24 protein-coding genes and 1 tRNA gene are annotated in these 22,980 nt (G+C 41.2%); 14 read left to right on the top strand and 11 right to left on the bottom strand.

The window, feature by feature from the left end:
• Positions 1-132: 132 nt before the first annotated feature.
• The 3 genes from H6F92_RS17725 to H6F92_RS17715 all read right to left on the bottom strand — a co-directional run bounded on the left by H6F92_RS17725 (position 133) and on the right by H6F92_RS17715 (position 2,578).
• Positions 133-1,623, bottom strand: coding sequence for an MFS transporter (locus tag H6F92_RS17725; RefSeq protein WP_190358917.1), 1,491 nt, complete (start codon positions 1,621-1,623; stop codon positions 133-135).
• 22 nt (positions 1,624-1,645) lie between these two features.
• Entirely contained in the window at positions 1,646-2,428 is a 783-nt protein-coding gene (gene recO, locus H6F92_RS17720) for a DNA repair protein RecO (protein ID WP_190358916.1), read from the bottom strand.
• Between the two features lie 77 nt (positions 2,429-2,505).
• A tRNA-Ala gene (locus H6F92_RS17715) sits at positions 2,506-2,578 on the bottom strand.
• Between the two features lie 77 nt (positions 2,579-2,655).
• On the opposite strand from H6F92_RS17715, the gene trhO reads away from it, so the two are divergent.
• The gene (gene trhO / locus H6F92_RS17710) at positions 2,656-3,468 is read left to right on the top strand and encodes an oxygen-dependent tRNA uridine(34) hydroxylase TrhO (protein ID WP_190358915.1); all 813 of its coding nucleotides are present in this window, start codon (positions 2,656-2,658) and stop codon (positions 3,466-3,468) included.
• Between the two features lie 48 nt (positions 3,469-3,516).
• On the opposite strand, the gene H6F92_RS17705 is transcribed toward trhO, so the two are convergent.
• From H6F92_RS17705 to rpaB, 5 genes are all read right to left on the bottom strand, one after another.
• The gene (locus H6F92_RS17705; protein WP_190358914.1) at positions 3,517-5,064 is read right to left on the bottom strand and encodes a protein kinase domain-containing protein; all 1,548 of its coding nucleotides are present in this window, start codon (positions 5,062-5,064) and stop codon (positions 3,517-3,519) included.
• A gap of 57 nt (positions 5,065-5,121) precedes the next feature.
• Entirely contained in the window at positions 5,122-5,544 is a 423-nt protein-coding gene (locus tag H6F92_RS17700) for a shikimate 5-dehydrogenase (protein ID WP_104397164.1), read from the bottom strand.
• Positions 5,545-5,588: 44 nt separating this feature from the next.
• Complete coding sequence (locus H6F92_RS17695) at positions 5,589-6,077, bottom strand: ATP-binding protein (RefSeq protein WP_190358913.1); 489 nt, start codon at positions 6,075-6,077, stop codon at positions 5,589-5,591.
• 65 nt (positions 6,078-6,142) lie between these two features.
• A complete protein-coding gene (locus H6F92_RS17690) occupies positions 6,143-6,784 on the bottom strand; it encodes a cofactor assembly of complex C subunit B (protein ID WP_190358912.1) in 642 nt (213 codons plus the stop codon).
• A 9-nt stretch (positions 6,785-6,793) separates the two neighbouring features.
• The gene (rpaB, locus tag H6F92_RS17685) at positions 6,794-7,522 is read right to left on the bottom strand and encodes a response regulator transcription factor RpaB (protein WP_002781934.1); all 729 of its coding nucleotides are present in this window, start codon (positions 7,520-7,522) and stop codon (positions 6,794-6,796) included.
• Positions 7,523-7,755: 233 nt separating this feature from the next.
• Between rpaB and radA the strand changes: the two genes are divergently transcribed.
• From radA to H6F92_RS17630, 11 genes are all read left to right on the top strand, one after another.
• On the top strand, positions 7,756-9,282 hold the full coding sequence (radA, locus tag H6F92_RS17680; RefSeq protein WP_190358911.1) for a DNA repair protein RadA: 1,527 nt from the start codon (positions 7,756-7,758) through the stop codon (positions 9,280-9,282).
• A 45-nt stretch (positions 9,283-9,327) separates the two neighbouring features.
• Positions 9,328-9,429 carry a cytochrome b6-f complex subunit PetL gene (petL, locus tag H6F92_RS17675; protein ID WP_002742381.1) on the top strand — a complete coding sequence of 34 codons (102 nt, stop codon included), beginning with the start codon at positions 9,328-9,330 and terminating at the stop codon, positions 9,427-9,429.
• 63 nt (positions 9,430-9,492) lie between these two features.
• The gene (locus H6F92_RS17670) at positions 9,493-9,963 is read left to right on the top strand and encodes a DUF29 domain-containing protein (protein ID WP_190358910.1); all 471 of its coding nucleotides are present in this window, start codon (positions 9,493-9,495) and stop codon (positions 9,961-9,963) included.
• A complete protein-coding gene (locus H6F92_RS17665) occupies positions 9,960-10,415 on the top strand; it encodes a DUF29 domain-containing protein (protein WP_190358909.1) in 456 nt (151 codons plus the stop codon). Before H6F92_RS17670 ends, H6F92_RS17665 begins: the two co-directional genes overlap by 4 nt.
• 12 nt (positions 10,416-10,427) lie before the next feature.
• Positions 10,428-10,898: a DUF29 domain-containing protein gene (locus H6F92_RS17660; protein ID WP_190358908.1), complete on the top strand. Its 471-nt coding sequence runs from the start codon at positions 10,428-10,430 to the stop codon at positions 10,896-10,898.
• Complete coding sequence (locus H6F92_RS17655) at positions 10,895-11,365, top strand: DUF29 domain-containing protein (RefSeq protein WP_190358907.1); 471 nt, start codon at positions 10,895-10,897, stop codon at positions 11,363-11,365. The genes H6F92_RS17660 and H6F92_RS17655 overlap by 4 nt, the downstream gene beginning before the upstream one ends.
• Positions 11,362-11,820, top strand: a complete 459-nt coding sequence (locus H6F92_RS17650; RefSeq protein WP_190358906.1) for a DUF29 domain-containing protein — start codon at positions 11,362-11,364, stop codon at positions 11,818-11,820. The genes H6F92_RS17655 and H6F92_RS17650 overlap by 4 nt, the downstream gene beginning before the upstream one ends.
• Positions 11,813-12,742 carry a lysylphosphatidylglycerol synthase transmembrane domain-containing protein gene (locus H6F92_RS17645; RefSeq protein WP_190358905.1) on the top strand — a complete coding sequence of 310 codons (930 nt, stop codon included), beginning with the start codon at positions 11,813-11,815 and terminating at the stop codon, positions 12,740-12,742. Before H6F92_RS17650 ends, H6F92_RS17645 begins: the two co-directional genes overlap by 8 nt.
• Before the next feature lie 185 nt (positions 12,743-12,927).
• Positions 12,928-13,737 carry a Uma2 family endonuclease gene (locus H6F92_RS17640; protein WP_190358904.1) on the top strand — a complete coding sequence of 270 codons (810 nt, stop codon included), beginning with the start codon at positions 12,928-12,930 and terminating at the stop codon, positions 13,735-13,737.
• Between the two features lie 296 nt (positions 13,738-14,033).
• A complete protein-coding gene (locus tag H6F92_RS17635; RefSeq protein WP_190358903.1) occupies positions 14,034-15,407 on the top strand; it encodes a 1-acyl-sn-glycerol-3-phosphate acyltransferase in 1,374 nt (457 codons plus the stop codon).
• 708 nt (positions 15,408-16,115) lie between these two features.
• Complete coding sequence (locus tag H6F92_RS17630; RefSeq protein WP_190358902.1) at positions 16,116-16,577, top strand: Hsp20/alpha crystallin family protein; 462 nt, start codon at positions 16,116-16,118, stop codon at positions 16,575-16,577.
• Between the two features lie 102 nt (positions 16,578-16,679).
• Here H6F92_RS17630 and H6F92_RS17625 read toward each other — a convergent pair whose 3' ends face one another.
• The 3 genes from H6F92_RS17625 to H6F92_RS17615 form a co-directional block, all read right to left on the bottom strand.
• The gene (locus tag H6F92_RS17625; RefSeq protein ID WP_190358901.1) at positions 16,680-17,894 is read right to left on the bottom strand and encodes a DUF790 family protein; all 1,215 of its coding nucleotides are present in this window, start codon (positions 17,892-17,894) and stop codon (positions 16,680-16,682) included.
• 283 nt (positions 17,895-18,177) lie between these two features.
• Entirely contained in the window at positions 18,178-18,522 is a 345-nt protein-coding gene (locus H6F92_RS17620) for a hypothetical protein (protein ID WP_004160645.1), read from the bottom strand.
• A 334-nt stretch (positions 18,523-18,856) separates the two neighbouring features.
• Positions 18,857-19,627, bottom strand: a complete 771-nt coding sequence (locus tag H6F92_RS17615; protein ID WP_190358900.1) for an ABC transporter ATP-binding protein — start codon at positions 19,625-19,627, stop codon at positions 18,857-18,859.
• A gap of 273 nt (positions 19,628-19,900) precedes the next feature.
• Between H6F92_RS17615 and H6F92_RS17610 the strand changes: the two genes are divergently transcribed.
• Both H6F92_RS17610 and H6F92_RS17605 read left to right on the top strand, forming a co-directional pair.
• Complete coding sequence (locus H6F92_RS17610) at positions 19,901-20,977, top strand: AI-2E family transporter (RefSeq protein ID WP_190358899.1); 1,077 nt, start codon at positions 19,901-19,903, stop codon at positions 20,975-20,977.
• Positions 20,978-22,151: 1,174 nt separating this feature from the next.
• Positions 22,152-22,895 carry a S8 family serine peptidase gene (locus tag H6F92_RS17605; RefSeq protein ID WP_242030179.1) on the top strand — a complete coding sequence of 248 codons (744 nt, stop codon included), beginning with the start codon at positions 22,152-22,154 and terminating at the stop codon, positions 22,893-22,895.
• Positions 22,896-22,980: the final 85 nt, after the last annotated feature.

Raw genomic sequence — 22,980 nt, 5'->3', positions numbered from 1 at the left:
TTTCTTCAAGAAACCCGTTTTCTATTTTAGTTTCGCTTCTTTGCGGGGGAGATAGGAGAATAAATAAAAGCAATCTCCTGACTCCTGACTCCTGATAACTGATAACTGATAACTGATAACTGAAAAGTTCCGCTAATCTTTAGATAAATTGCGAGAAACGTACCAAGTAAAACCACCGCCGATAACTGCCATAACTGCTAAAGCTAATAATACCGGTCGGAGTCCGAATTGAGTTTCAGCGATACCTGCGACAGCTAGGGGTAAAGAGAGGGCAATATTAACGGCATTATTTTCTAAACCAAAGACTTTACCGCGCATTTCGGGGGGTGTATCTGCCTGTAGGGTAGTTTGCATGGGAACCCCGACTAAAGCGGCAAAAATCCCTAATAAAGCGGTCATAGCGAAGGCTAAAATTAAACTCTTTGTTGCTAAAGATAAACCGATTAAAGCTGCCGCCATACCCAAGGAACCCCAGAGACTTAATTGGGTGTGGGAGAATTTTTGACCCCAATAACCCAAAGTAATCGCACTAACTGCCATTCCTGCACCACAGGAGGCTAATAAAAAGCCAAATTGAGAGGCTTTTAACCCAGGTAGTTTTTCGGCCATACTGACAGCTAATACTGATAGAGCGGCAAAAATACAGAATAAAATGACTAATTGAATTAGAGCGTTACGAACTTTATGATTTTTGTTGAGGTAACGAATGCCGTCGCGGATATCTTCCCAAACATGGGGCTGTTCTGCGGTAGGAATAACGTATTTTTCGTTAGTTCGCAGGATAATTAGAATTAAACCGGCAATTATATAAAAACCACCGACAATCATCACTTTGCCAATATCAAATTGTCCGGCTCTCGTGCCGAAAATGCTATCAGCAAAAGCTAATAGAGGTTCACCGATGGCAAAACCGATAATTAATACTGCCATGGTGGTTAAAGTGTTGAGGGAATTAGCGGGTAGAAGATGACGACGTTTTACCACCAATGGCAGGGTAGATTGTTCGGCAGGGGCAAAAAATTGGGTTAAGGTGGAGACAAGAAAAGTAATGACTAACAACAGGAAAAAACCGAAGGGTAAATTAAATTCTCCCTGTAACCGGTAATGCCAATTTCTTAAACCGTCAGGCAACCAACCGAGGGGAACCGCTAAAGTTTGCTCGCGCACTAACCACAATAATAGGGGAATGAGGAGGACAAAAGCCCCCCGTAAAAGGTTAGAAATAACTAAAACTTGTTTTTTTAACCATCTATCAACATATACACCCGCCACCGAACCCACTAACACCGCCGGAATTGTATTAGCAATCATTATCGCCGATACCCAGCCGCTAATCGATTGATCGGCTTCTTGGTAATGGGTGGCAATTAGGGAGATCATCAGGACTAAATAGAATTTATCCGCTAATTGGGAAAAAATTCCCCCCGCCCAGAGAATGAGAAAGCGCGGGTTTTTTAGCACTGGGGCAAAACCCTGACTAGGATTGGATTTGGGCGCACGTTTAGGCAAGCGGTTCATGGTTTCTGCGTCGGATTGCCTCGGTGAGGAATCGGAAGAATTAAAAACAGGTGTGGGGGAGGCGCTAGACGTAGCGTCGTCAGTTTCTGAGTCAAACAGTTGCATTATGATGATTTTTGCTATCTGTTTAAAATTCTAAGGGAGATAAACCCTCAACTAATGCCGAGGAGCGAAAAGTTTTTCCTAGATGATATTGAGTATAGCTGCGCAGCAAACGATCGAGGTTAATCCAAGCTAGTTCCGAGGTAAGGTTTTCTTCTGGGGGAAAATCGGGTTTTCCTAGGCATTGCAGTAATTGCAGTTCTTGCAACGTCAGTTTACTATCGATTTTGGGCGGGTTGATTGTTTCTGTTAGGGCAGCTAGATCTATTATTCCCCCTGCCTCGAAACTAAATCCTAGGCAATTGTCCCCAATTAAAGCTTTTCCCGTCAACAGGCAGTTATGGACTTGCGGTACTAAGCCAGCAATTATTAAGAAATGAAAAATTGCTTGACAAAGGTAGGGAAGTATGTATTGATTTTCGTCGAGGACTTCAATTCTGGCCAGATGGCTGCAGATTAACTCGTATAATTCCCTCTGGGGTTGTTCGCTCAGGGCGATCGCTAAAACCAGTTCGCAGAGGTATTGACTAACGGTGAGTTTGGCGAGATTTTGACTTAATTTGGGATAAGATTCGATAGTTTCAGCTTGAACGACCTTATCTAGGGATTTTCCTGCGACTATTAACAGATTATTGACCACAAATAGTTCGCTTCTACCCCGGAGGGAAGATTTATACTTGCGTGCACCTGGAGCGATGGCTCTAATTAAACCATATTCGGCGGTCAAAATAGTTAAGAGGCGATCGGCTTCTCCGAAGGCCATTCCTTGCAGATTGATTCCAGTAGCTTGATAGGTACGAGACATCATTTAATAATTAACTAGCTAATTGTCTCCCCAAGAAGACTTGAGCTAATCACCAAGCACAGGGGAATCAGTCAGGACTATGGAGGTTAGCGGACTCGAACCGCTGACATCCTGCTTGCAAAGCAGGCGCTCTACCAACTGAGCTAAACCCCCGATCTGGTTTTTAGGACACTTTTGTTATCATAACCTATAGTGAAAAATATTACAAGTTAATTTTTCCCTTACTTGCCATGTCTTATCTAGTCGCCACTTTTTACCAGTTTGTGGCTTTGTCAGATTATCGTCAAAAACAGCCAGAAATACAAAAATACTGCCAAGAAAGAGGAATTAAAGGAACTATTCTGCTGGCAGCCGAGGGGATTAACGCAACGATCGCCGGGAACCGTCAAGCGATCGCCGAGGTGATTAGTTGGTTAAAAACCGATACTCGTTTAGCTAATCTAGAAGTGAAAGAGTCTGTTTGTGATTATTTGCCCTTTCAACGCTTAAAAATTCGCTTAAAACAGGAAATTGTGACTTTTGGTCAACCCAAGGCTAATCCTCTCGAAAAAACAGGAATTCATCTCAAAACTGAAGAGTGGAACCAATTGCTGAAAGAGCCGGACGTGGTAGTGATCGATACGCGTAATAATTATGAAGTGGCGATCGGTACTTTTGCGGGAGCGCTTAACCCAGAAATCCAGCATTTTCGCCAATTTCCTGAGTATATTCACGACAATTTTGCTCCTATTGACGATAAAAAAATAGCTCTTTTTTGTACGGGGGGAATTCGCTGTGAAAAGGCGGCAGCTTTTTTATTAAATCAAGGCTTTTCGCAAGTTTATCAGCTAGAGGGAGGTATTTTGAAATACTTAGAAGAAGTTAGTCCCGATCAGAGTCTTTGGCAAGGAGAATGTTTCGTTTTTGATCAAAGAGTGGCACTAACAGCTAATCTAGAGGTGGGACATTATGAAATGTGTCCCGCTTGCGGTCATCCCATCGATGAAAAAGATAAACAGTCCCCCAATTACCAAGCAGGAGTATCTTGTCCCTATTGTAGTTAATTTTATCCTATCGTACCCCTCTCATCTCCCTACTTTTCTAGTATCTGGTTACTTTTTCTTGCGGATTTGTGTACCAGAAATCATGTCATGAAGGGCGCGTTTTTTCTTTGTCCAGGCTGCCAGTAAAAAGCCCAAATATAAGGGAGCAGTGGAGAGATATTTTAGTAAGTAGCGGCGATTTGCTCTTGCAAAAGATATGCGTCGGCCTTGGCTATCGGTGACGGATAAATCAAAAAACATTTTACCAATAGTGGCTTTAAAAATATATTCTAAGAAGACATAATATAACCATTTAATAACTATTCCTAAACCGAGGGCGCTAAGGATGGCAATATGTTCGTGAGTAAAGTTAAGTTTGGCTTGAATATTATAGATAATTGCCGCTATAAATAAAGCAAAACCGATAATTGTTGTTCCAACTGCACTTAATCCTGCCGCATAGTAAACCCAGATTTCTTTGGGTATATCAAAATCAAGATTTAAGTTTTGAAAAGTTGACCATTGTTGTAAGCGAAAACAGATATAACCACCTAATAAAGCGGCGATAATAAGAACGATAAAAGAATCAATTAAAGATGCTTTTAACCGGAGCCAAAACCCAGCATAACTGGGAGAAATTGCAGCAAGTAAAGAAATAAGTGCAGGATTAGGAAGAGGAATAATTTTAGGTTTTTCAGGAGCAGAATTTTTAGTTTTTTTAGTTTGATGGGGATTAGCTTTAATATCAGTAATAATTTTTAGCAAGGTTTTGGTATCTTTAGGCCGACCAATAGGTTTTTCTGCCATTAAATTATCGATAAAATCTGCTAATCGAGAAGGGATTTTTTTGGTATATTTACGCCAGTTAAATTCATTGGTATTAATATTATAAATTTTCGGGTCACTGGGTTCTTTACCGGTTAACAAAAAGACGAAAGTTTTGCCCAAAGCATAAAAGTCTGATTGGGGGACAGAGTGACCAAGAGATTGTTCAGGAGGAGCATATCCGGGTGTATAAATTCCCGTATTTTTACCTCCTGCTAGGACGGTTTTAGTGACTTGTCGCGCCGCTCCAAAATCAATTAAAACTAATTGACCATCGGGTTTTAAGATAATATTAGAGGGTTTGATATCGCGATGATAAAATTTATGTTTATGAACTTCGTGGAGAATATTAGCTAACTGAGTTAACCAATCCAAAGCGAGATGATAATCAATCGGTTTAAATCCTCTTTGTTTTTGGTATTCTTCTAAGTCAATACCAGCAATTTTCTCCATGACTAAACAGTGTAAAGCAGTTTGACTCTCCCGGGGATGATAAATAAAATAGTTTTCTCCTTTGGGAATACCGGGGTGATTTAATTGTTTTAAAAGATTGGCTTCCTGTTGAAATAAATCAATAGCTTTGCTAGAATCGTAGGTAAGAACTTTTAACACTTTAGGTATTTTACGTTCATCTATCACTTCATAGGTATTGCCAAATCCACCTTTGGCACTCAATAAATTTGTGACTCGATATTTACCATTTAAAAGCAAGTCGGAACCACAGGATTGACAGTAACGACTCTCCGTGATACTTTTCGGTTTAGGACAATGAGGATTAATACAAAAACTCATAGATTTTATTAGTAGAGTAGAAAATAAACTTGATGATGACAATATTCCTTGATAAATTTAGGGTTTATTGCCAAGAAAAAAGCCGCGCAATCCCAAAGTGACCACGGCACTTAAAAAAGCCACAACCATGGGGATAATCAGAGATTTAAACCCTTTCAAGTCCGCAATATCTTTAACTAGGATTGCATAACTATCCTCAACTTTTTCCAGTCGTTTATCCATTGTTTCGACTTTCTGATCAAGAGTTTTAATATCTCCCTTTATTTCTGTGGTTTCAATCTTCAGATCATTAACATCTTTTTGGAGAGTATCAAATTTTTGATTAACATCTTTTTGGAGACTGTCAAATTTTTGATCCATATCTCTTTGGAGATTGTCGATTTTCTGATTAACATCTCTTTGGAGGGTGTCGATTTTACTCTCGATCCTTGTCAGGACAGATTCGAGAGAATAGGTAACGGTTTCGCTAGTTTGTGTCATAATTAAAAACCTCTTGCAAATAACTACTTTCTTGACATAAAAAATTAAGGTTTATTACCAAGAAAAAAACCGCGCAATCCCAAAGTTACCACGGCACTTAAAAAAGCCACAACCATGGGGATAATCAGAGATTTAAACCCTTTCAAGTCCGCAATATCTTTAACTAGGATTGCATAGTTATCTTCGACTTTTTCCAGTCGGTTATCTATTGTTTCGACTTTCTGATCAAGAGTTTTAATATCTCCTTTGATTTCTGTGACTTCCACCTTTAAATCATTAACATCTTTTTGGAGACTGTCAAATTTTTGATTAACATCTTTTTGGAGACTGTCAAATTTTTGATTAACATCTTTTTGGAGATTGTCGATTTTCTGATCCACATCTCTTTGGAGATTGTCAATTTTCTGATCCACATCTCTTTGGAGACTGTCAAATTTTTGATTAACATCTCTTTGGAGATTGTCGATTTTACTCTCGATCCTTGTCAGGACAGATTCGAGAGAATAGGTAACGGTTTCGCTAGTTTGAGTCATCGGTTAAAATCCTTAGCTACAACTACTCTCATCTTAACCAAATTCTTAAATCTTACTGAAATCGTCTAAAACTGACTGAAAGTGTTGGCTAATTTATCAGCAATTCCCTCGATCCAAATTTCATCTTGTTTAGTATAACTGCGCGGTGCATTTGCCGCTAAAATTAACACCCCTTCCTTACCGATGGGTTGACAGATTAAGCCTTGGGTGTTTTCTGGCAAATAGTCAAATTCGATTTTAGCGGGATATAAATTTAAATTAACTAAATAAACGGCTTTACCGGTTTCTAAAACTCTTTTGATAATATTACTAACTTTAACTTCAGAATTCTGGCTTAAGATACCGCGACGTAATAAAACTTCTCCCTGATAATAAACGATCAGAGATTTTGTCACGGTGTTGGTTAAAAGTAAATGGGAAGCCCAAGCAAGCTCAATTTTAACTGATTCTGGCAAATCTGGGCCAAATTCCAGACCTTCGCGCCCGATTAATTCCACAGCATCCGGTAAGCGGGGTTGAACTCTTTGCCAGATTAAACCCACCAAAATTAAAACCCCACTCAAAATCACTCCCATCACATCGGAACGCGCTTGCGATGGGGTTAAATCGGCAGTGGCAAAACGATTAAACATTAATACCGTACCCCCGACGATGCCGGCGAACAGGGGTAACAGTCTTAAAATACGATTGGGATCAGCTGGTGCCATAGCTGAGAACTATTCCTCGTCTGGTTCTAAAATCCGTTGAAAAAGATAGCCTGTACCTCTAGCGGTGAGAATTAACTCAGGATTGCTGGGATCATCCTCTAATTTGGCTCGTAAACGGGAAATATGCACATCTACCACCCGCGTATCCACATGACGTTCGGGGGTATAACCCCAAACTTCCTGAAGGATTTCCGAGCGGGAAAAAGCTTCTCCTGATCGACTGACCAATAATTCCAGTAAACTAAATTCCATACCAGTCAGACGGATGCGTTCATCCCCCTTATAAACTTGGCGTTTATTGGTATCGATTTTAATGGAACCGATATGAATCACACCGGAACTAGGAATCCCCGGAGCGCCATTTTTCTCTACCCGACGCAACACCGAACGAATCCGCGCCTCGAGTTCTTTGGGAGAAAAAGGTTTAACTACATAGTCATCCGCGCCCAATTCTAGCCCGGTAATTCGATCGGCCACATCCCCCAAAGCGGTTAACATAATGATAGGAATATCCGATTCTTTGCGGAGTTCCTGACAGACACCGTAACCGTCTAATTTCGGCATCATCACATCCAAAACCACTAAATCGGGTTCGGCGGTGCGGAAGGTTTCTAAAGCTTCCTCGCCGTCGGCGGCGGTGACGACTTCATAACCAATCATCGACAAACGAGTCTCTAAGATACGACGGATGCTGGCTTCATCATCAACAACGAGAATTTTTTCCTTTTGGTTCTCCAACTGAATTAACACTCCTTAGTTAAATAGTGTGATGAATTTTAAAGTTAAATAACGAGCGTTCCTGTTTATAGAATATCCTTTGGCCGTTATCATTAAGCCTAAATTTCCTATTTTATTTCTTTTATGGCAATTATCAATAACTTCAGGGGCTTCCTTCCCCCCTATCATACTTAATCAAATTTGACAAGAGAATTGATCCTCAAACCGCTTTTCTTCAACTTTTCTTAAAAAACATGGCGAAATCCCGAACAATATATATCTGTAGCACTTGTGGGGCGGAATCTCCCCAATGGTTAGGAAAATGCCCCAGTTGTGACACCTACGGGACGCTAGAAGAACAAGTGGTGGCTGGTGGCAATAATCCGGCGGTAAATCGCCCAGGATGGCAAAATAGTCGCCCAAATAACGGCAAAGGGCAACGCAACCCGCAACCGCGCATCTCGGTGCGCTTCTCGGAAATTACCCAGTATGAACAGGAACGTTTTCCCTCCGGTTACGGGGAATTCGATCGCGTTCTCGGCGGTGGCATTGTCCCCGGTTCTCTTGTACTAATCGGCGGCGATCCGGGTATCGGCAAATCGACGCTTTTACTGCAAGTTACCAACCAACTCGCCCAAAGATTACCGCGCATCCTCTACGTTTCCGCCGAAGAATCGGGACAACAGATTAAACTGCGGGCTGCCCGTTTAGGAGTGGGAGTGGTTGCCGTGGAGTCGGAAAATAACGGCAATGGCAAGGAGAAAAAAGCCTCTGAATCAACCTCAGAACTCGATAATCATCTCTATGTTCTGCCAGAAACCGATTTAGAGGAAATTTTGCGGGAATTAGAATCTCTACGCCCACAGGTGGCGGTAATTGACAGTATTCAAACTCTTTATTTTGGGGCGTTAACTTCCGCACCGGGATCCGTCGCCCAAGTTCGCGAATGTACCTCCGCCTTGATGCAGGTGGCAAAACGGGAGAATATTACTTTACTAATTGTCGGTCATGTGACTAAAGAAGGGGCGATCGCTGGTCCGCGAGTTTTGGAACATTTGGTCGATACGGTGTTATATTTTGAAGGCGATCGCTATGCCTCCCATCGTCTCTTAAGATCCGTGAAAAACCGTTTTGGGGCAACCCACGAGATCGGTATTTTCGAGATGGTGGACCACGGTTTGGTGGAAGTGGAAAACCCCTCAGAATTATTTTTAGGCAATCGCGATGAATTTTCCCCGGGTACGGCGACGGTGGTAGCCTGTGAAGGTACACGCCCGATTGTGGTGGAGTTACAGGCATTAGTTAGCCCCACCAGCTATGCTTCCCCCCGAAGATCGACTACTGGCATAGAATACAACCGATTACAGCAAATTCTCGCCGTTTTAGAAAAGCGTGTCGGCATTCCTTTATCGAAATTAGATGCCTATGTTGCTTCCGCAGGAGGGTTGGGAGTGGAAGAACCGGCGGCGGATCTGGGAGTTGCGATCGCTGTTGTCGCTAGTTTTCGCGATCGAGTCGTGGATCCGCGCACAGTCTTAATCGGGGAAGTGGGATTAGGCGGACAAGTGCGCCTAGTGTCGCAAATGGAACTAAGATTAAAAGAAGCGGCTAAATTGGGCTTTAAACGGGCGATTGTCCCCAGAGGTCAAGTTTATCCCGAAGATGTGGGCTTAGAAATTGTTCCAGTTGGCAAGGTAATCGAGGCAATTGTCGCCGCAATTCCCCCCCAGCAGCGCTTTGGGGAAGATCTGGAAGACGAGGAAGGGGAAGGGCAAGAATAACGGTACAATGCTAAAAAAGATTAAATTACTTGGGAGATTTTCACCATGTCTGTGTTAGCTGTTGCTGCTTTAGCGGGTTATCTGATCGTTTTTAGCGGAATTGCCCTCGGTCTCTTTTTCGGTCTGCGCTCCGCTAAAATTATCTAGTATATAAAAGGTGTAGTGATCGGTTTAACTGGTCACTATTGCCAATTCTAGGGGAAATAAAAAATGACTGTTATTCCCGACTTAAAAACTCTCTACGAAATTGATGATTCCCTCTGGTTAGAAGAAACTATAGAACTGCTCAAGGCTAAAAATTTTGAAGCGTTAGATTTAGAAAACTTAATCGAGGAGTTAGAAGACTTGGGAAACGAAAAAAAGTTTCGTGTTGCTAGTTTTTTACAGCAAATTATTAGACATTGTTTATTATTACAATTTTGGACAAGGGAAAGGGAATATAATCAGGCTCATTGGCAAGCAGAGATAATAAGTTTTCAATATCAGTTACAGCGCTATTTAACCACAAATCTTCGCAAATATCTAGAACAGGAATTTGATCAAATTTACTTTGAGTCCCGGCAATACGTTCGTAAAAAAACTGATAATCAAGTCAACTTTCCCGATACTTGTCCCTACAGTTTGGAAGAACTGCTCGATCCTAATTGGCTACCATCTGACAATCAAGGAGATAAAAAATGACTGTTATTCCCGACTTAAAAACTCTCTACGAGATTGATGATTCCCTCTGGTTAGCAGAAACTATAGAACTGCTCAAGGCTAAAAATTTTGACGCTTTAGATTTAGACAATTTAATCGAGGAGTTAGAAGATTTGGGAAACGAAAAAAAGTTTCGTGTTGCTAGTTTTTTACAGCAAATTGTTAGACATTGTTTATTATTACAATTTTGGACAGGGGAAAGAGAATATAATCAGGCTCATTGGCAAGCAAAACTGGTAAATTTTCAAGATCAATTAAATACCTACCTAACGGCAAGTTTACGGAAATATTTAGAACAAGAATTTGATAATATTTATCAGAAAGCACTCCGTTATGTGAGAAAAAAGACCAACAATCAAGTCAACTTTCCCAATACTTGTCCCTACAGTTTAGAAGAACTTCTCGATCCTAATTGGCTACCACCTTACGAATAAAGGAGATAAAAAATGACTGTTATTCCCGACTTAAAAACCCTCTACGAAATTGATGATTCTCTCTGGTTAGAAGAAACCATCGAACTATTGAAGAATAAAAGATATGAAGATTTAGACTTAGAAAACTTAATCGAGGAGTTAGAAGATTTGGGAAACGAAAAAAAGTTTCGTGTTGCTAGTTTTTTACAGCAAATTATTAGACATTGTTTATTATTACAATTTTGGACAAGGGAAAGAGAATATAACCAAGCTCATTGGCAAGCAGAGATAGTGAGTTTTAAAGATAAACTAAAACGTTATTTAACCACAAATCTTCGTAAATATCTGGAGCAAGAGTTTGATAATATCTATGAAGATGCAGTGCGATACGTTCGTCAAAAAACTGATAATCAAGTTAACTTTCCCGATACTTGTCCCTACAGTTTAGAAGAACTTCTCGATCCTAATTGGCTACCATCTTATCATCAAGGAGATAAAAAATGACTGTTATTCCCGACTTAAAAACTCTCTACGAAATTGATGATTCCCTCTGGTTAGAAGAAACTATAGAACTCTTGAAGAATAAAAGATATGAAGATTTAGACTTAGAAAACTTAATCGAGGAGTTAGAAGATTTGGGAAACGAAAAAAAGTTTCGTGTTGCTAGTTTATTAGAGCAAATTATTAGACATTTATTACTCCTACAGTTTTGGACGGAGGAAAGAGCATATAATCAGGATCACTGGGAGTTAGAAATAGTCAACTTTCAAATTCAGCTAAAAAGACGCTTAACCACCAATCTCCGTAATTATTTGCAAAATGAATTAACTAACATTTATGAAAATGCAGTTTTCTTTGTGCGGAAAAAGACAAAAAACAAAGTTACTTTCCCTGATACTTGTCCTTACATTTTAGAAGAACTTCTCGATCCTAATTGGCTACCATCTTATCATCAAGGAGATAAAAAATGACTGTTATTCCCGACTTAAAAACTCTCTACGAAATTGATGATTCTCTCTGGTTAGAAGAAACCATCGAACTCTTGAAAGCGAAAAAATTTGACGCTTTAGATTTAGACAATTTAATCGAGGAGTTAGAAGATTTGGGAAACGAAAAAAAGTTTCGTGTTGCCAGTTTATTCGAGCAAATTATTAGACATTTTTTACTCCTACAATTTTGGCAAGATGAAAGAACATATAATCGTAGTCATTGGCGCTCAGAAATTGTCAATTTCAAAAACCAGATCGACAATTATTTAAATACTAATCTCCACAATTATCTCAGTCAACAATTACCTCGTATTTATCAGAAAGCGTTAAATTATGTTAGAGAAAAAACCGATAATCAAGTTAGTTTTCCTCAGAAATGTCCCTACAGTTTAGAAAATCTGATCGCTCTCGATTGGTTTCCTCCAGAAAATGAATAAAGGAAAAAATGAAATGCTGAAAAAGTTTCTACGTTGGCTGATTATTGGGGGAACCTTATTTTTTGTTCTCAGTAATCTTAAAAATAACTGGGATAACGTCACCTCAGTTAGAATTGAAAATCACGGTTGGTTATTTCTTTTCTTGGCACTTGTAACCACAGTTATCGCTCAAATTTGGGCAGGATGGGTGTGGACATGGATACTCAAAAGCTATCAACAACCGATTAAAACCTCCACAGGAATTGGCATCTATATGATTACCAATTTAGGAAAATACCTACCTGGTAATATCGGCCACTTTTATGCTCGCATTGTGGCAATTAATAAAGCAGGAAGTGATTGGGGAACCGCTAGTTTAAGCGTTTTATTAGAACTTTTATTGCTGGTGTGTGCAGCCTTAGCCATAGCAGCAATTGCTAGTGGTTTAGGTTGGATGAAATCTAGCTCAAGTCTAGGGATACAGATATTAGTTTTAGGATTAATTTTAATCGGCATTCATCCCAAATTTTTAAATTATCCTCTGAAAATCCTCAGCCAAAAGAAAAAGATTGCTCAAGAACCTGTTTATCTAACTAAATATCCTCTCGTCCCTCTCTTGGGTGAAACTGGATTTTTATTGTGGCGCGGTGCGGGTTTTATTTTAGCTTGGATGGTATTAAAAATGATTACCCCCGCTCAGATTTTACCCCTCTTAGGAACCTTTAGTTTTGCTTGGTTATTGGGTTTAGTTGTTCCCGGAGCGCCGGGAGGATTAGGAGTGTTTGAAGCTACAGTGATCGCACTTTTAGACACAGAAAAATTTCCCGCCGCTAACGTACTTGTCACCGTTGCTATCTATCGTTTAATTAGCATTCTCTCCGAAGTCATTGCCGCCGGAATCGGGACAAAATTAGTTAAAGATAAAGCCAAGTTTTTCGATTAGCTTAAGAATATTATTCGGGTGTGTTAGCCCAATGTAACCCACCCAGAAGAAAAATTTTGGTCATTGTTAAGCGAAGATAATTTTCTCAACTCCTAACATCTATCTCCTCACTCCTAAATTTTGATGTAACATAGGATCAATAATCAGCAAAAATATAGATACTCCCACCTAGAGAGGCCGAAAAAATGACGATTGCCAAAAGCGACGAAACTGCCACCTCTCCGGCACTGATAGAAGAAGATTTCGAGGACTTCTGGGAACCAACCCCACCCCCCACAGACTTAATTTTTGATGATGGTGAACCCTTGGAAAGCAACCGACACCGCATTGCCATGAATGTCCTGATTCGCTCCCTACACCAGGGTTACGGCGAACGAGACGACTTCTACACAGGTGGCAATATGTTTATTTATTTCAGCCGCGAACAGGCGAAAAATCGCGATTTTCGCGGGCCAGATTTCTTCGCTGTCCTCAATGTCGATGGTACGAGAGAGCGACAGGGTTGGGTAATTTGGGAAGAAGAGGGACGTTATCCCGACGTTATCGTGGAATTAACCTCTCCTAGTACTGCGAGAACCGATAAAGTGCGAAAAAAGGCAATTTATGAGGGAACCTTCCGCACGCCAGATTATTTCATCTACGATCCTTTCGATGGCAATTCTTTACAAGGATGGCATTTAGGGGCCGACCAACGCTACCATTCTTTAGAACGAAACGAGCGCGGCTGGTTATGGTGCGAAACCTTAGGCTATTGGTTAGGGACTTGGGAGGGGACTATTGACCGAGAAACGGCAATTTGGGCGAGATTTTATGATCCAGAAGGCAATTTAATCCCCTTGCCAGAAGAAGCAGCACAGGAGCAAGCGGCTGCGGCACAGGAGCAAGCGGCTGCGGCACAGGAGCAATTAAATGCTACTCAGCAAGCTCTGGAAGAGGAAAGACAGCGTTCTCAACAGTTGGCGGCTCGTTTGCGAGAAATGGGGATAGAGCTATAGTATAGCTGTATTTGTTTAGGTGAGGAGGTAAACTACTGGTGTTCCTCCTCCCTCAAAGTCGGTTAATTTCTCCTTTCACGGTTGAGGGAGCCTGCAATCCCAGTCTATTTGAAATCTAGCGCGACACCTGTTTGCTGCTGTGATTACCTTTTGGCCGGTGGGTAATTATTGATCAGAGTTTTCTTTTATTCTTCCTTAAACAGTAAACAGTAAACAGTGAACTGAAAACTCAAATCTGATAACTGATACCTGTCTCGGAGTCTCAACTAGGAAATTTATTTGGCACGACTACTTATATGTCTAATCTATCTTTGGGCGCACAACCTCCTCTAGAATTTATACCCCCTAACCTTAACCCCTTGCTTTTAAAGGGATGTCAAATCTTTTTACCTCTCTGGTTACAAACTCAAACCAATTTAAGAGAAATTTCCGCCGTCAATCTAGAAACTTTAATCACATTTTATCAAAAAAGTCAAGAGAAAAAAGTCCGTTTACTGCTTGCTTTTCGTCATCCCAGTATTAACGATCCCTACTGTATGGCCTATCTTTTGTGGAAATTAGTACCCAAAAAAGGCCAAGAGTTAGGAATAAAATTAAACAATCCAATTCACGCTCATTTTATGTATGATCGAGGGATTCCTTTATGGGCTGGAGAAAGGTTAGGATGGTTATATTCTAAGTTGGGTGGCACACCAATTCAACGGGGAAAAGCCGATTTAATCGGATTGCGATCAGCTCGTCGTTTATTATTAGAAGGAGATTATCCTTTAGCCGCCGCTCCGGAAGGGGCAACTAACGGACATAATGAGCTTGTCAGCGCTATTGAACCGGGTATTTCTCAATTGGCTTTTTGGGGTGTGGATGATGTCAGAAAAGCTAAACAACAGCAAGAAGTAATTATTTTACCCATTGGTATTCAGTATTTTTATCTGACTCCAGTGTGGCAAGAAATCGAGCAAATTTTAACTAATTTAGAAACCGATAGCGGTTTAGAAACAATCCCGAATTCATCCTCAAAAGAAAAGGTTTTATACGAGCGTCTTTTTCGGTTAGGAGAAAGATTATTATCTTTAATGGAGGATTTTTATCGAGATTTCTACTATCAATCTTTGCCTGTAGTACCTGCCAATGGTGATGATCCAAACGAAACCCTAGCCAAACGTTTAGCCAATTTATTAGATGTGGCCTTACAAACCGTAGAAAAGTATTTTAATGTTTCTTCTAATGGTAATGTGATCGATCGCTGTCGTCGTTTGGAACAAGCAGGATGGGAACGCATTTATCGGGAAGAATTAAAACCCACTCATTCTATTTCTCCCCTTGAATTAGGATTAGCTGATCGCCTGGCCGATGAAGCTAATTTAAAAATGTGGCACATGAGAATTGTGGAAAGTTTTGTGTCAGTAACTGGTTATTATGTCAAGGAAAAACCCACCGTAGAAAGATTTGCCGAGACAATTTTATTACTCTGGGATTTAGTAACAAGAATTAAGGGAGGTAATCCCTTTTTCCGTCCCCAAATTGGTCAACAAAAAGCGATAATAACTATTGGTAAACCTATTTCCGTATCCGAGCGCTATGCTGATTATAAAAGCGATCGACGCTCGGCCGTAGCACAATTAACCCAAGATTTACAAACCAGTTTAGAAAGTTTAATTATTCATCAGTAGATAATTAGGGTTTACTGAAAAAGTTTGTTGGTGGAGTCGGTTATCAGTTATCAGTTATCAGTTATCAGTTATCAGTTATCAGTTATCAGTTATCAGTTATCAGTTATCAGTTATCAGCTTCTGAAGGCAAGAGGCAACAGGCAAAAGGCAAAAGAAAGAATCTGGCAATTCTCTTACCTAAAAATAAGGTTAGAAACTAAGCACATCAAAGCTTTTAGCTTAATAAATTAGGTTTTAGTTTCTGGAGAGTTATCAGTTATCAGTTCACTGAGAAAACACCCCACACCCCACACCCCACACCCCACACCCCACCTGCCCCCCCGATGTCGGGGGTAGGGTCGTTTCATTCTCGCAAATGTCATTCAATCAAATCCTTATCTGGCAAGGTTTTCAGTCAATTTCTCAGAACAAATATCTGAAAAATTTTTAAAATGCCTTGCTTTGCTTGCCCCGTAAGCGATTGAAGACAGACAAACAAGGAATCAAACTAGAGAATGAATCAGCCCTAATGTCGGGGGGGGTTGGGGGGGTCACACCCTGCCACCAGGAAAAACTTTTCCACCTAGCTCTAGTATAGGAGATAGTACGGGAATCTGGAAAAACTCAATACCGAAAACCCTACCCCAGTCAGAGAATCTTTTATCTATCCTAAAAGTGTAGAGATAAATCAAAATCTCTAGCGTCAAGAAAACTGCGGAGGTGAATTATATGGCACTTATACGTTGGGAACCTTTCAGAGAAGTAGAAAGCCTACAGAAAGAAATGAATCGCTTGTTTGACCGTCTTGTGCCGACTGATGTAGGCAATGGCGAAAAAATGGGGTTATCCTTCATCCCGGCGGCGGAAATGACCGAAACGCCAGAGGCAGTTCAGCTTAAACTGGAAATACCTGGTATGGAAGCCAAAGACCTCAATGTGGAAGTAACAGCCGATAGTCTGACCATTAATGGTGAAAGAAAATCGGAAATTAAAACCGAAGAGGAAGGATTTGCCCGCACTGAGTTCCGTTATGGTAAATTCCATCGGGTTATTCCTCTACCAGTTCAGGTTGATAACAATAACGTGACCGCTGAATACAAAGATGGCATTCTCAACCTCACCCTCCCGAAAGCGGAAGAAGAAAAAAATAAAGTGGTGAAAGTGTCCATCAATCCTGCCATTGCTCAATGATGTGGCTCTCATTGTCCGGTCTTAAGCGAAAGAGTTAACCTAGTGTGATTAAACCAAAGCGGGAGTATCAAACCATACTTCCGCTTTTAGCTTCCTAAACCTTTAACTTAAAACTTCTAACACTGCTTGGGGTGATAATTTATCTTTAAACCAGATAACCTGAGCGGGTAGATTTTGAAATTTAACTCCAGCTTTTTCTAGATTTAACCGTTCCGATACGGCTAAAATTAGATTATTTGCTTGGGCCGATTTAACCTGTAAAAATTTCTTTTGTAGGTATTCTGGTCGCCAATAACCAACAATTTCGAGGAGAAAAACGCGACCATCGGGATGCACTAAACGAAAATCGGGAATCATCACTCCTCCGGGTAAAGGCACTAAATCCACTTCCCTTTCTAGTTGCCATTCAGTTTTTAACTGTAACCAACGTTTAGCAAAAGATTCCTCTAACATACTATCGTAGGGTTTACCCGGAGAATAGTGGGACACCAGACCACAGTTATCCTCTAAATTGAACTGTTGTTTTTTAATAGTTCCTGTGTAGGAATCTTTGTACTGTAATTGTGCCTTCAAATTCCAGTGAGTGACATGGAGTAAGGCAGGAATTAATTTAGCGATTTCAATGCCATAACGACTGTTAGCTTTAAATAAACTGGTGGGACCATCGATAGTAATAGTAAATCCCGTGTCGGCATCCCCTTCGATATAAGTCATTAAACGAAATAGTTTTAGATAGCGAAAGAGATATTTATATTCCCCCGGATCGTTGCGGTGGACGTTGATAATTAAATAACTGGCCCGATAAAAAATACCTTGAATTTGCGAGAGGTTAAAACGATGAATTAAATTTTCGGGGGTGGGAGCATCAAATTGAGTGAGAATTTTATTCTCCACTAAATCAGCATAGAGTCCTTTTTCTAGAGCCACTGGAAAAATTTCTTGATTTAATTCTTGGCTGAGTTGCTGGGCAATTTTTCCCAGAATTAGCGATCGATTTTGGGGAATGGGAACAAAGTTGGCCGCTTGTTCAAAAACTCTTTTTCTTAATTCCTGCGGTTCTAAGGGACTAATAATCTCAAAGGTGGCAAAATGATTGGTTAATAGGTGAGCAAATCCCCGTTTAATTTTATAATCGGGACTGTCTCCCTCCAAGATTAGGAGTTTTTGGCTTAATTCTCCCTTAGTTGCACCGATACTTTCCTGAAAACAGCTGATTTGTTCTTTAGCAATCGCCAGATAATCGGCAGCCAGCGGTAAGCGTTTGGGAATAATTGTCTCGCCATTTTGACGGGAAATCAATAAATCGGTCGGTAACATGGCAAGCTAGAGAATAATAGTCAGATGGGGAGAGGTGGGACGACAAGGAAAGGTCGAAACCCCAAAAATCCCCCGATTCTAACTAGGGTCTGCTGAAAAAGTTTTTCGTGGGGACAGGGTGTGGGGTGTGGGGTTTTAGCGATTTTCATCTGGTCAATTACCTAATTTTCAGGGAAAAAGTCCCGGAATTTTACCCCCGATCACTCCAATGGTTGGCACTTTTTGAGGAAAAAAAAGTCTAAAAGTCTTACCCAATAAGGTTTTTAGATTTATTCAGCAAACCCTAACTATTTTGGTCGAGATAACGCTCTAAATCCTCGATCACGCGGGTTAATTCTGCTTCTGTGGTTAAGCGTAGGCGATCATCACGAACCGTTAACAAAACTTTAGCCGAAAAAGGATTCGGATAAATATTGGGATTACAAAACACTTCCAGAAACACATCACCAGTGTGCTGATATTCCAGCGGTTTTTGGGGTTGGGGTTTACCCCCACTAGCGGCATTACTGGCGATCGCTTTCAGGCGATCAAGTAAAATATTAATTTCCCTTTGCAAATCTAGGGCAGCACTGGGACTGAAACGAAAAGTAACGGAACCTTGCAAGAGATTAAGAGTTAAAGGAATCATCGAAAAATTTGGTCTGAAACCCCGCCGTTTTAGGTTGGCTTTACTATTAAATAGTAGCACATTGACACGATATATGCTTGAAGGCGAGCAGGGCTTACCCAAATATCAGTCTAACACAGAACAAAATCACCCATTCGCCTCTATTTCCTTGTCAAGCGTTGTGGTTCTCACCATACCATCAAGAATGGTTCCATTCATAATCGGAAACCCAGCCACTAATAAAATTATCTCTCCCGATACCAAACAATTAATTGATCAACTCTTGCTCGAAGGAATTTCCTGACTTTGGAATTGCTAGAGTAACAGGGGTATCAGCAAACCCTCTCTAAAATCCTTATTCATCCCCTAAATAAGCTTCAATCACCGCGGGATTCTCCCTGACTGTAGCTGGATCTCCCAAAGCGATTAACTTACCGAAATCTAACACGGCCATGCGATCGCATAATCCCATCACTAAAGGCACATGATGTTCGATTAACAGGACAGTTAAATCCTTTGAATTATCACGAATTTGTCGAATTAGCTGACTTAGCGCCCCCTTTTCACTGGGATTCATCCCGGCTGCCGGTTCATCGAGGAGTAATAACTGGGGTTGCAAAGCTAAAGCGCGGGCAATTTCCAAGCGTCTTTGATCACCATAGGCTAAATTAGAGGCTTTCCGATTGCTTTGGTCAGTTAATCCGACTAAATCTAATAATTCCCCCGCTCTTTTGTAGGTTTCTTCCTCCTCCCTTGTCGAAACTGGTAAACCCAACATTCCTGTCCAGAGATTGGAGCTATTGTGAATGTGACCAGCGATCGCTACATTTTCTAAAGCCGATAATTCACCAAATAAGCGCAAATTCTGGAAAGTACGGGCAATTCCTGCCTGAGCGATCTGGTGAGGACGATATTTCGCCAGACTGCAGCCTTGATAAATTAAATCACCACTGGATAGGGGAATTAAACCGGTGATCAGATTAAATAAAGTTGTTTTTCCCGCCCCATTAGGTCCAATTAAGCCAAAAATCTCCTTTTTTTGTACCTGAAAGGAAACCCCATCCACAGCGACTAATCCCCCAAATCGACGGGTGGCTCCCCGCACTTCTAATAAATTTGCTTGCATCCTTGTTAATAGGTTAAATTAGTCGATTTTACTCGATCAAGACGATTGCAAGTAAGCATTGCACCGACCAAAAAAAGATATTTGTCAGGAGATTTACCCTGAAAGAATCAGTTTTAAAGATTTATTTGGCAATTATTTTGATCGGGAAACATTTTACACAATCCTGACCAGATCAGCAAGACGGCTCACCACTACTAGCGAATCACTACCGATAACGAAAAACTGCCATAATTGCAGAAATGTCCTCATCTAGCCAAAAGGCGATCGCTATTGATGAAAAATGACGCTAAAATTATCGATCTCGTCATCCGGCTGTTTTTTCTCGGCCTGTTGTTATTTGCCGGTTTTACCCTGCTGCGTCCCTTCCTAACCATGATCCTCTGGGGAGCAATTCTAGCGATCGCTTGGTATCCGCTCTTTCTCTGGTTAAAAAAGTTGCTCGCGGGCCGGGCGAAACTGGCCGCAGTTCTCCTCACCCTACTTTGTCTAGGGATTATTATCGGTCCGGTGAGTGCCATCGCAGCGGTTCTGGCGGGTAATCTGCGAACGCTGGCCGAATATATCGATACTGGTGCGGCGGTGATTCCCCCTCCCCCCACCGATGTGGCCACCTGGCCGCTAATCGGCGAAAGGATTGCCAGTCTCTGGCAGCAGGCATCGGATAACACGGGTCAATTTCTTCAACGCTTCGAGCCACAATTAAAAGAACTGGGGAAAATTTCCCTTTCCCTAGCCACCAGTACCGGTCTGACGGTGCTGAAATTTATCGTCTCGATTCTGATTGCGGCGGCCCTCACCCTCTCGGCTAAAAATCTGACTCACCTGATGAACCGGTTAGCGGAAAAGATCGCCCCGGGTCGAGGCATCGCGCTGGCCAGTCTAACCGCCTCCACCGTCCGCAATGTTAGCCGCGGTATTATTGGCGTTGCCATTATCCAGAGTCTTTTGATCGGCATCGGTTTAGTGACGGTGGGAACCCCTGCAGCCGGTTTATTAACTTTCCTCACCCTAATTTTGGGCATTCTCCAAATTGGCCCTGGTTTGATTGTCTTGGGGGCGCTCATTCACGCTTGGGTAACACTACCCCATTCCATCGCCCTATTATTTACCCTCTGGATGATTCCCGCCACCTTGGTGGATAATTTCCTCAAACCGATCTTAATGGGGCGCGGTCTGCCCATTCCCATGGTGGTGATTCTGCTAGGGGTGTTCGGGGGAGTGATCGCCTATGGGATTATCGGTTTGTTCGTCGGACCGGTTCTGCTCGGTCTCTGCTACGAGTTAGTCAGGGCTTGGATTGGCGAGGATAGCCCCGAACCAGTGGCAAATAGCCATGATCAGTCAATCTAAGGGCTGATAGATCTAATTTTTACCTTAATCTTTCCAGAGAACTTAGGAAAAAAAGATTAATTTAACCCGAGTTCGGTTTAAGCAGATTGAGGTAAAAGCCAGTACATCTAAAGGGAAGGTTTCTTCGGTTAGTGACAACAAGCAATCAAACCGCAGAAACCAGACTGAAGTGAGGAGAAGGTTTGATTTAAGCAATAGGTATTGATTTGAATGTGGCGGCTGATTTATTGTAAGAAGATAAAGGTGTATATTTGGCTGGTAATTAATAAAAAAATAAATAAAATTACTGATTTATATTTAAAAAATATAAATCGCAAATCAGTTAAAAAACTATAAAAAATTTTACCAGTTATTAAACAAAAAATTACTTTTTATCTCCAAATATTACCCATTTATTGTCTCTGATAAACCTAGTATATTTATTAGTGCTTATTTATACAACTCTTGCTAGGCAAGGTTTTAAAGACTATATTTTAGAAAATTATTTCTATTCTTCTCCCTTACACACGGAAACAATAAGAGGCGATTTATCCACTTAATTATCTTTTCTATAATTGGGCTACAGTTTTTGGAAAATAGTCTTAGTATTTACTCTGTTGATTGAGAAACCCTGACCTAGTAAGCTAGGACGCATTTACGCAATGAATTTTAACTGCGTCTCAAGAAGTAATTTAAATGCACGGGCAGCTTAATACTTCCACGTTTTTTAATTCTCAATAATACTGTTCTTATTGCTGTTACTCATCAGGCTCTTGGATAAATTTAAGAAAAAATTTATTTTTTTGTTAAACTTGTCTATTTATAATCATAAGTAGATGAAAGATTTAGCCCCAGGGCAGAAAGGTTGGGCTGGTCTTTTTCCCTAACCATAAACAGAAAGAATTAACAAACTTAAGTAATTGACCGATTAATTTTCGGACAATTAGGGAGGCCGAATCATGAAGACAACACAAGTAAGTTCGGTTCTTCGGTTTGTGTTATGCAATGGACGGGGGGTATAAGGGATGGAACCCTTATATAGAAAGGCATTTGGCGATTTTTGTCAATTGTTTTTGTCTAGAGCGAACTAATCAATTAAGTCTCTTGCCAGATAAGGATTTAGTCGATTTATGCCCCCCTATCGAACCATACCAAGTAACGAAGAACCGTAAGTTCCAATTCATTGAGTATAGATGTGCCGTCCTTAAAGGATGCTTTGGGTTTTGAGCAATCCTTCCCGAACACGGCTGATTTAACAGGTTCTGACGATTTAAGTCTATCGAAGGAAACTTCTCCCTTAGGAGTCCTGAACTCTAACCCCTCCCCATCTACAGTCTCTTCGGAGGCCGCCACGGTTCCAGCCTCCCCTGCTGCTACGAGTCAAGTAGCGTTTCCCGCTTCTCCCAGTATTGACTCTTCTGGTTATTCCACCAGTCCAGCGTCGAGTCTTGCCTCTGTACCCACTGCTGCCCCCGTCACCTCAGAGCTAGAACCGGCAGCAACTAGCACCCTTGCCCCTTATGTTCCCAATCAACTCATTCTCAAGTTTAAGCAGGGGATCGCCAGTGCCGAAGTTGCTCAGTTCAAGTCCCTCTTTGGTGCTGTCAGCACCCAGACGATTAAACTAACGGGGGCAGAGATTTGGAAGTTATCGGGGTCGCTCTCTGTGGAGAAGATTCTGGCACAATATCGCTCCAATCCGATTTTTGAATACATTGAACCCGACTATATTCGGACGCTGGGGACAATTACTCCCCAGGCGACATTCCCCAATGACCCCAGTTTTAATCAACTTTGGGGACTGCATAACACCGGACAAAGTGGCGGTACTCCCGATGCGGATATTGATGCCCCAGAAGCCTGGGATATTCAAAAAGGCAATCCTAATTTAGTGATTGGGGTTATTGATACGGTAGGGCTGATTCATTCTCTAGTTTGATTCCTTGTTTGTCTGTCTTCAATCGCTTACGGGGCAAGCAAAGCAAGGCATTTTAAAAATTTTTCAGATATTTGTTCTGAGAAAT

It is taken from the genome of Microcystis wesenbergii FACHB-1317 (genome assembly GCF_014696875.1).
Lineage (GTDB): Bacteria > Cyanobacteriota > Cyanobacteriia > Cyanobacteriales > Microcystaceae > Microcystis > Microcystis wesenbergii_A.
The sequence above is the reverse complement of the archived record's forward strand: the minus strand, read 5'-3'. Positions and strand labels throughout refer to the sequence as shown.

Excerpts from the sequence above, each read along its gene's own strand:
- H6F92_RS17690 (WP_190358912.1), bottom strand. The coding sequence starts at position 6,784 with ATGGCACCAGCTGATCCCAATCGTATTTTAAGACTGTTACCCCTGTTC.
- H6F92_RS17610 (WP_190358899.1), top strand. The coding sequence starts at position 19,901 with ATGAAAAATGACGCTAAAATTATCGATCTCGTCATCCGGCTGTTTTTT.
- H6F92_RS17705 (WP_190358914.1), bottom strand. The coding sequence starts at position 5,064 with ATGAGTTTTTGTATTAATCCTCATTGTCCTAAACCGAAAAGTATCACG.
- H6F92_RS17700 (WP_104397164.1), bottom strand. The coding sequence starts at position 5,544 with ATGACACAAACTAGCGAAACCGTTACCTATTCTCTCGAATCTGTCCTG.
- recO (WP_190358916.1), bottom strand. The coding sequence starts at position 2,428 with ATGATGTCTCGTACCTATCAAGCTACTGGAATCAATCTGCAAGGAATG.
- H6F92_RS17695 (WP_190358913.1), bottom strand. The coding sequence starts at position 6,077 with ATGACTCAAACTAGCGAAACCGTTACCTATTCTCTCGAATCTGTCCTG.
- H6F92_RS17725 (WP_190358917.1), bottom strand. The coding sequence starts at position 1,623 with ATGCAACTGTTTGACTCAGAAACTGACGACGCTACGTCTAGCGCCTCC.
- H6F92_RS17640 (WP_190358904.1), top strand. The coding sequence starts at position 12,928 with ATGACGATTGCCAAAAGCGACGAAACTGCCACCTCTCCGGCACTGATA.
- H6F92_RS17645 (WP_190358905.1), top strand. The coding sequence starts at position 11,813 with ATGAATAAAGGAAAAAATGAAATGCTGAAAAAGTTTCTACGTTGGCTG.
- radA (WP_190358911.1), top strand. The coding sequence starts at position 7,756 with ATGGCGAAATCCCGAACAATATATATCTGTAGCACTTGTGGGGCGGAA.
- H6F92_RS17635 (WP_190358903.1), top strand. The coding sequence starts at position 14,034 with ATGTCTAATCTATCTTTGGGCGCACAACCTCCTCTAGAATTTATACCC.
- trhO (WP_190358915.1), top strand. The coding sequence starts at position 2,656 with ATGTCTTATCTAGTCGCCACTTTTTACCAGTTTGTGGCTTTGTCAGAT.
- H6F92_RS17625 (WP_190358901.1), bottom strand. The coding sequence starts at position 17,894 with ATGTTACCGACCGATTTATTGATTTCCCGTCAAAATGGCGAGACAATT.
- H6F92_RS17665 (WP_190358909.1), top strand. The coding sequence starts at position 9,960 with ATGACTGTTATTCCCGACTTAAAAACTCTCTACGAGATTGATGATTCC.
- H6F92_RS17660 (WP_190358908.1), top strand. The coding sequence starts at position 10,428 with ATGACTGTTATTCCCGACTTAAAAACCCTCTACGAAATTGATGATTCT.
- H6F92_RS17670 (WP_190358910.1), top strand. The coding sequence starts at position 9,493 with ATGACTGTTATTCCCGACTTAAAAACTCTCTACGAAATTGATGATTCC.
- H6F92_RS17630 (WP_190358902.1), top strand. The coding sequence starts at position 16,116 with ATGGCACTTATACGTTGGGAACCTTTCAGAGAAGTAGAAAGCCTACAG.
- H6F92_RS17620 (WP_004160645.1), bottom strand. The coding sequence starts at position 18,522 with ATGATTCCTTTAACTCTTAATCTCTTGCAAGGTTCCGTTACTTTTCGT.
- petL (WP_002742381.1), top strand. The coding sequence starts at position 9,328 with ATGTCTGTGTTAGCTGTTGCTGCTTTAGCGGGTTATCTGATCGTTTTT.
- H6F92_RS17655 (WP_190358907.1), top strand. The coding sequence starts at position 10,895 with ATGACTGTTATTCCCGACTTAAAAACTCTCTACGAAATTGATGATTCC.
- H6F92_RS17650 (WP_190358906.1), top strand. The coding sequence starts at position 11,362 with ATGACTGTTATTCCCGACTTAAAAACTCTCTACGAAATTGATGATTCT.
- H6F92_RS17615 (WP_190358900.1), bottom strand. The coding sequence starts at position 19,627 with ATGCAAGCAAATTTATTAGAAGTGCGGGGAGCCACCCGTCGATTTGGG.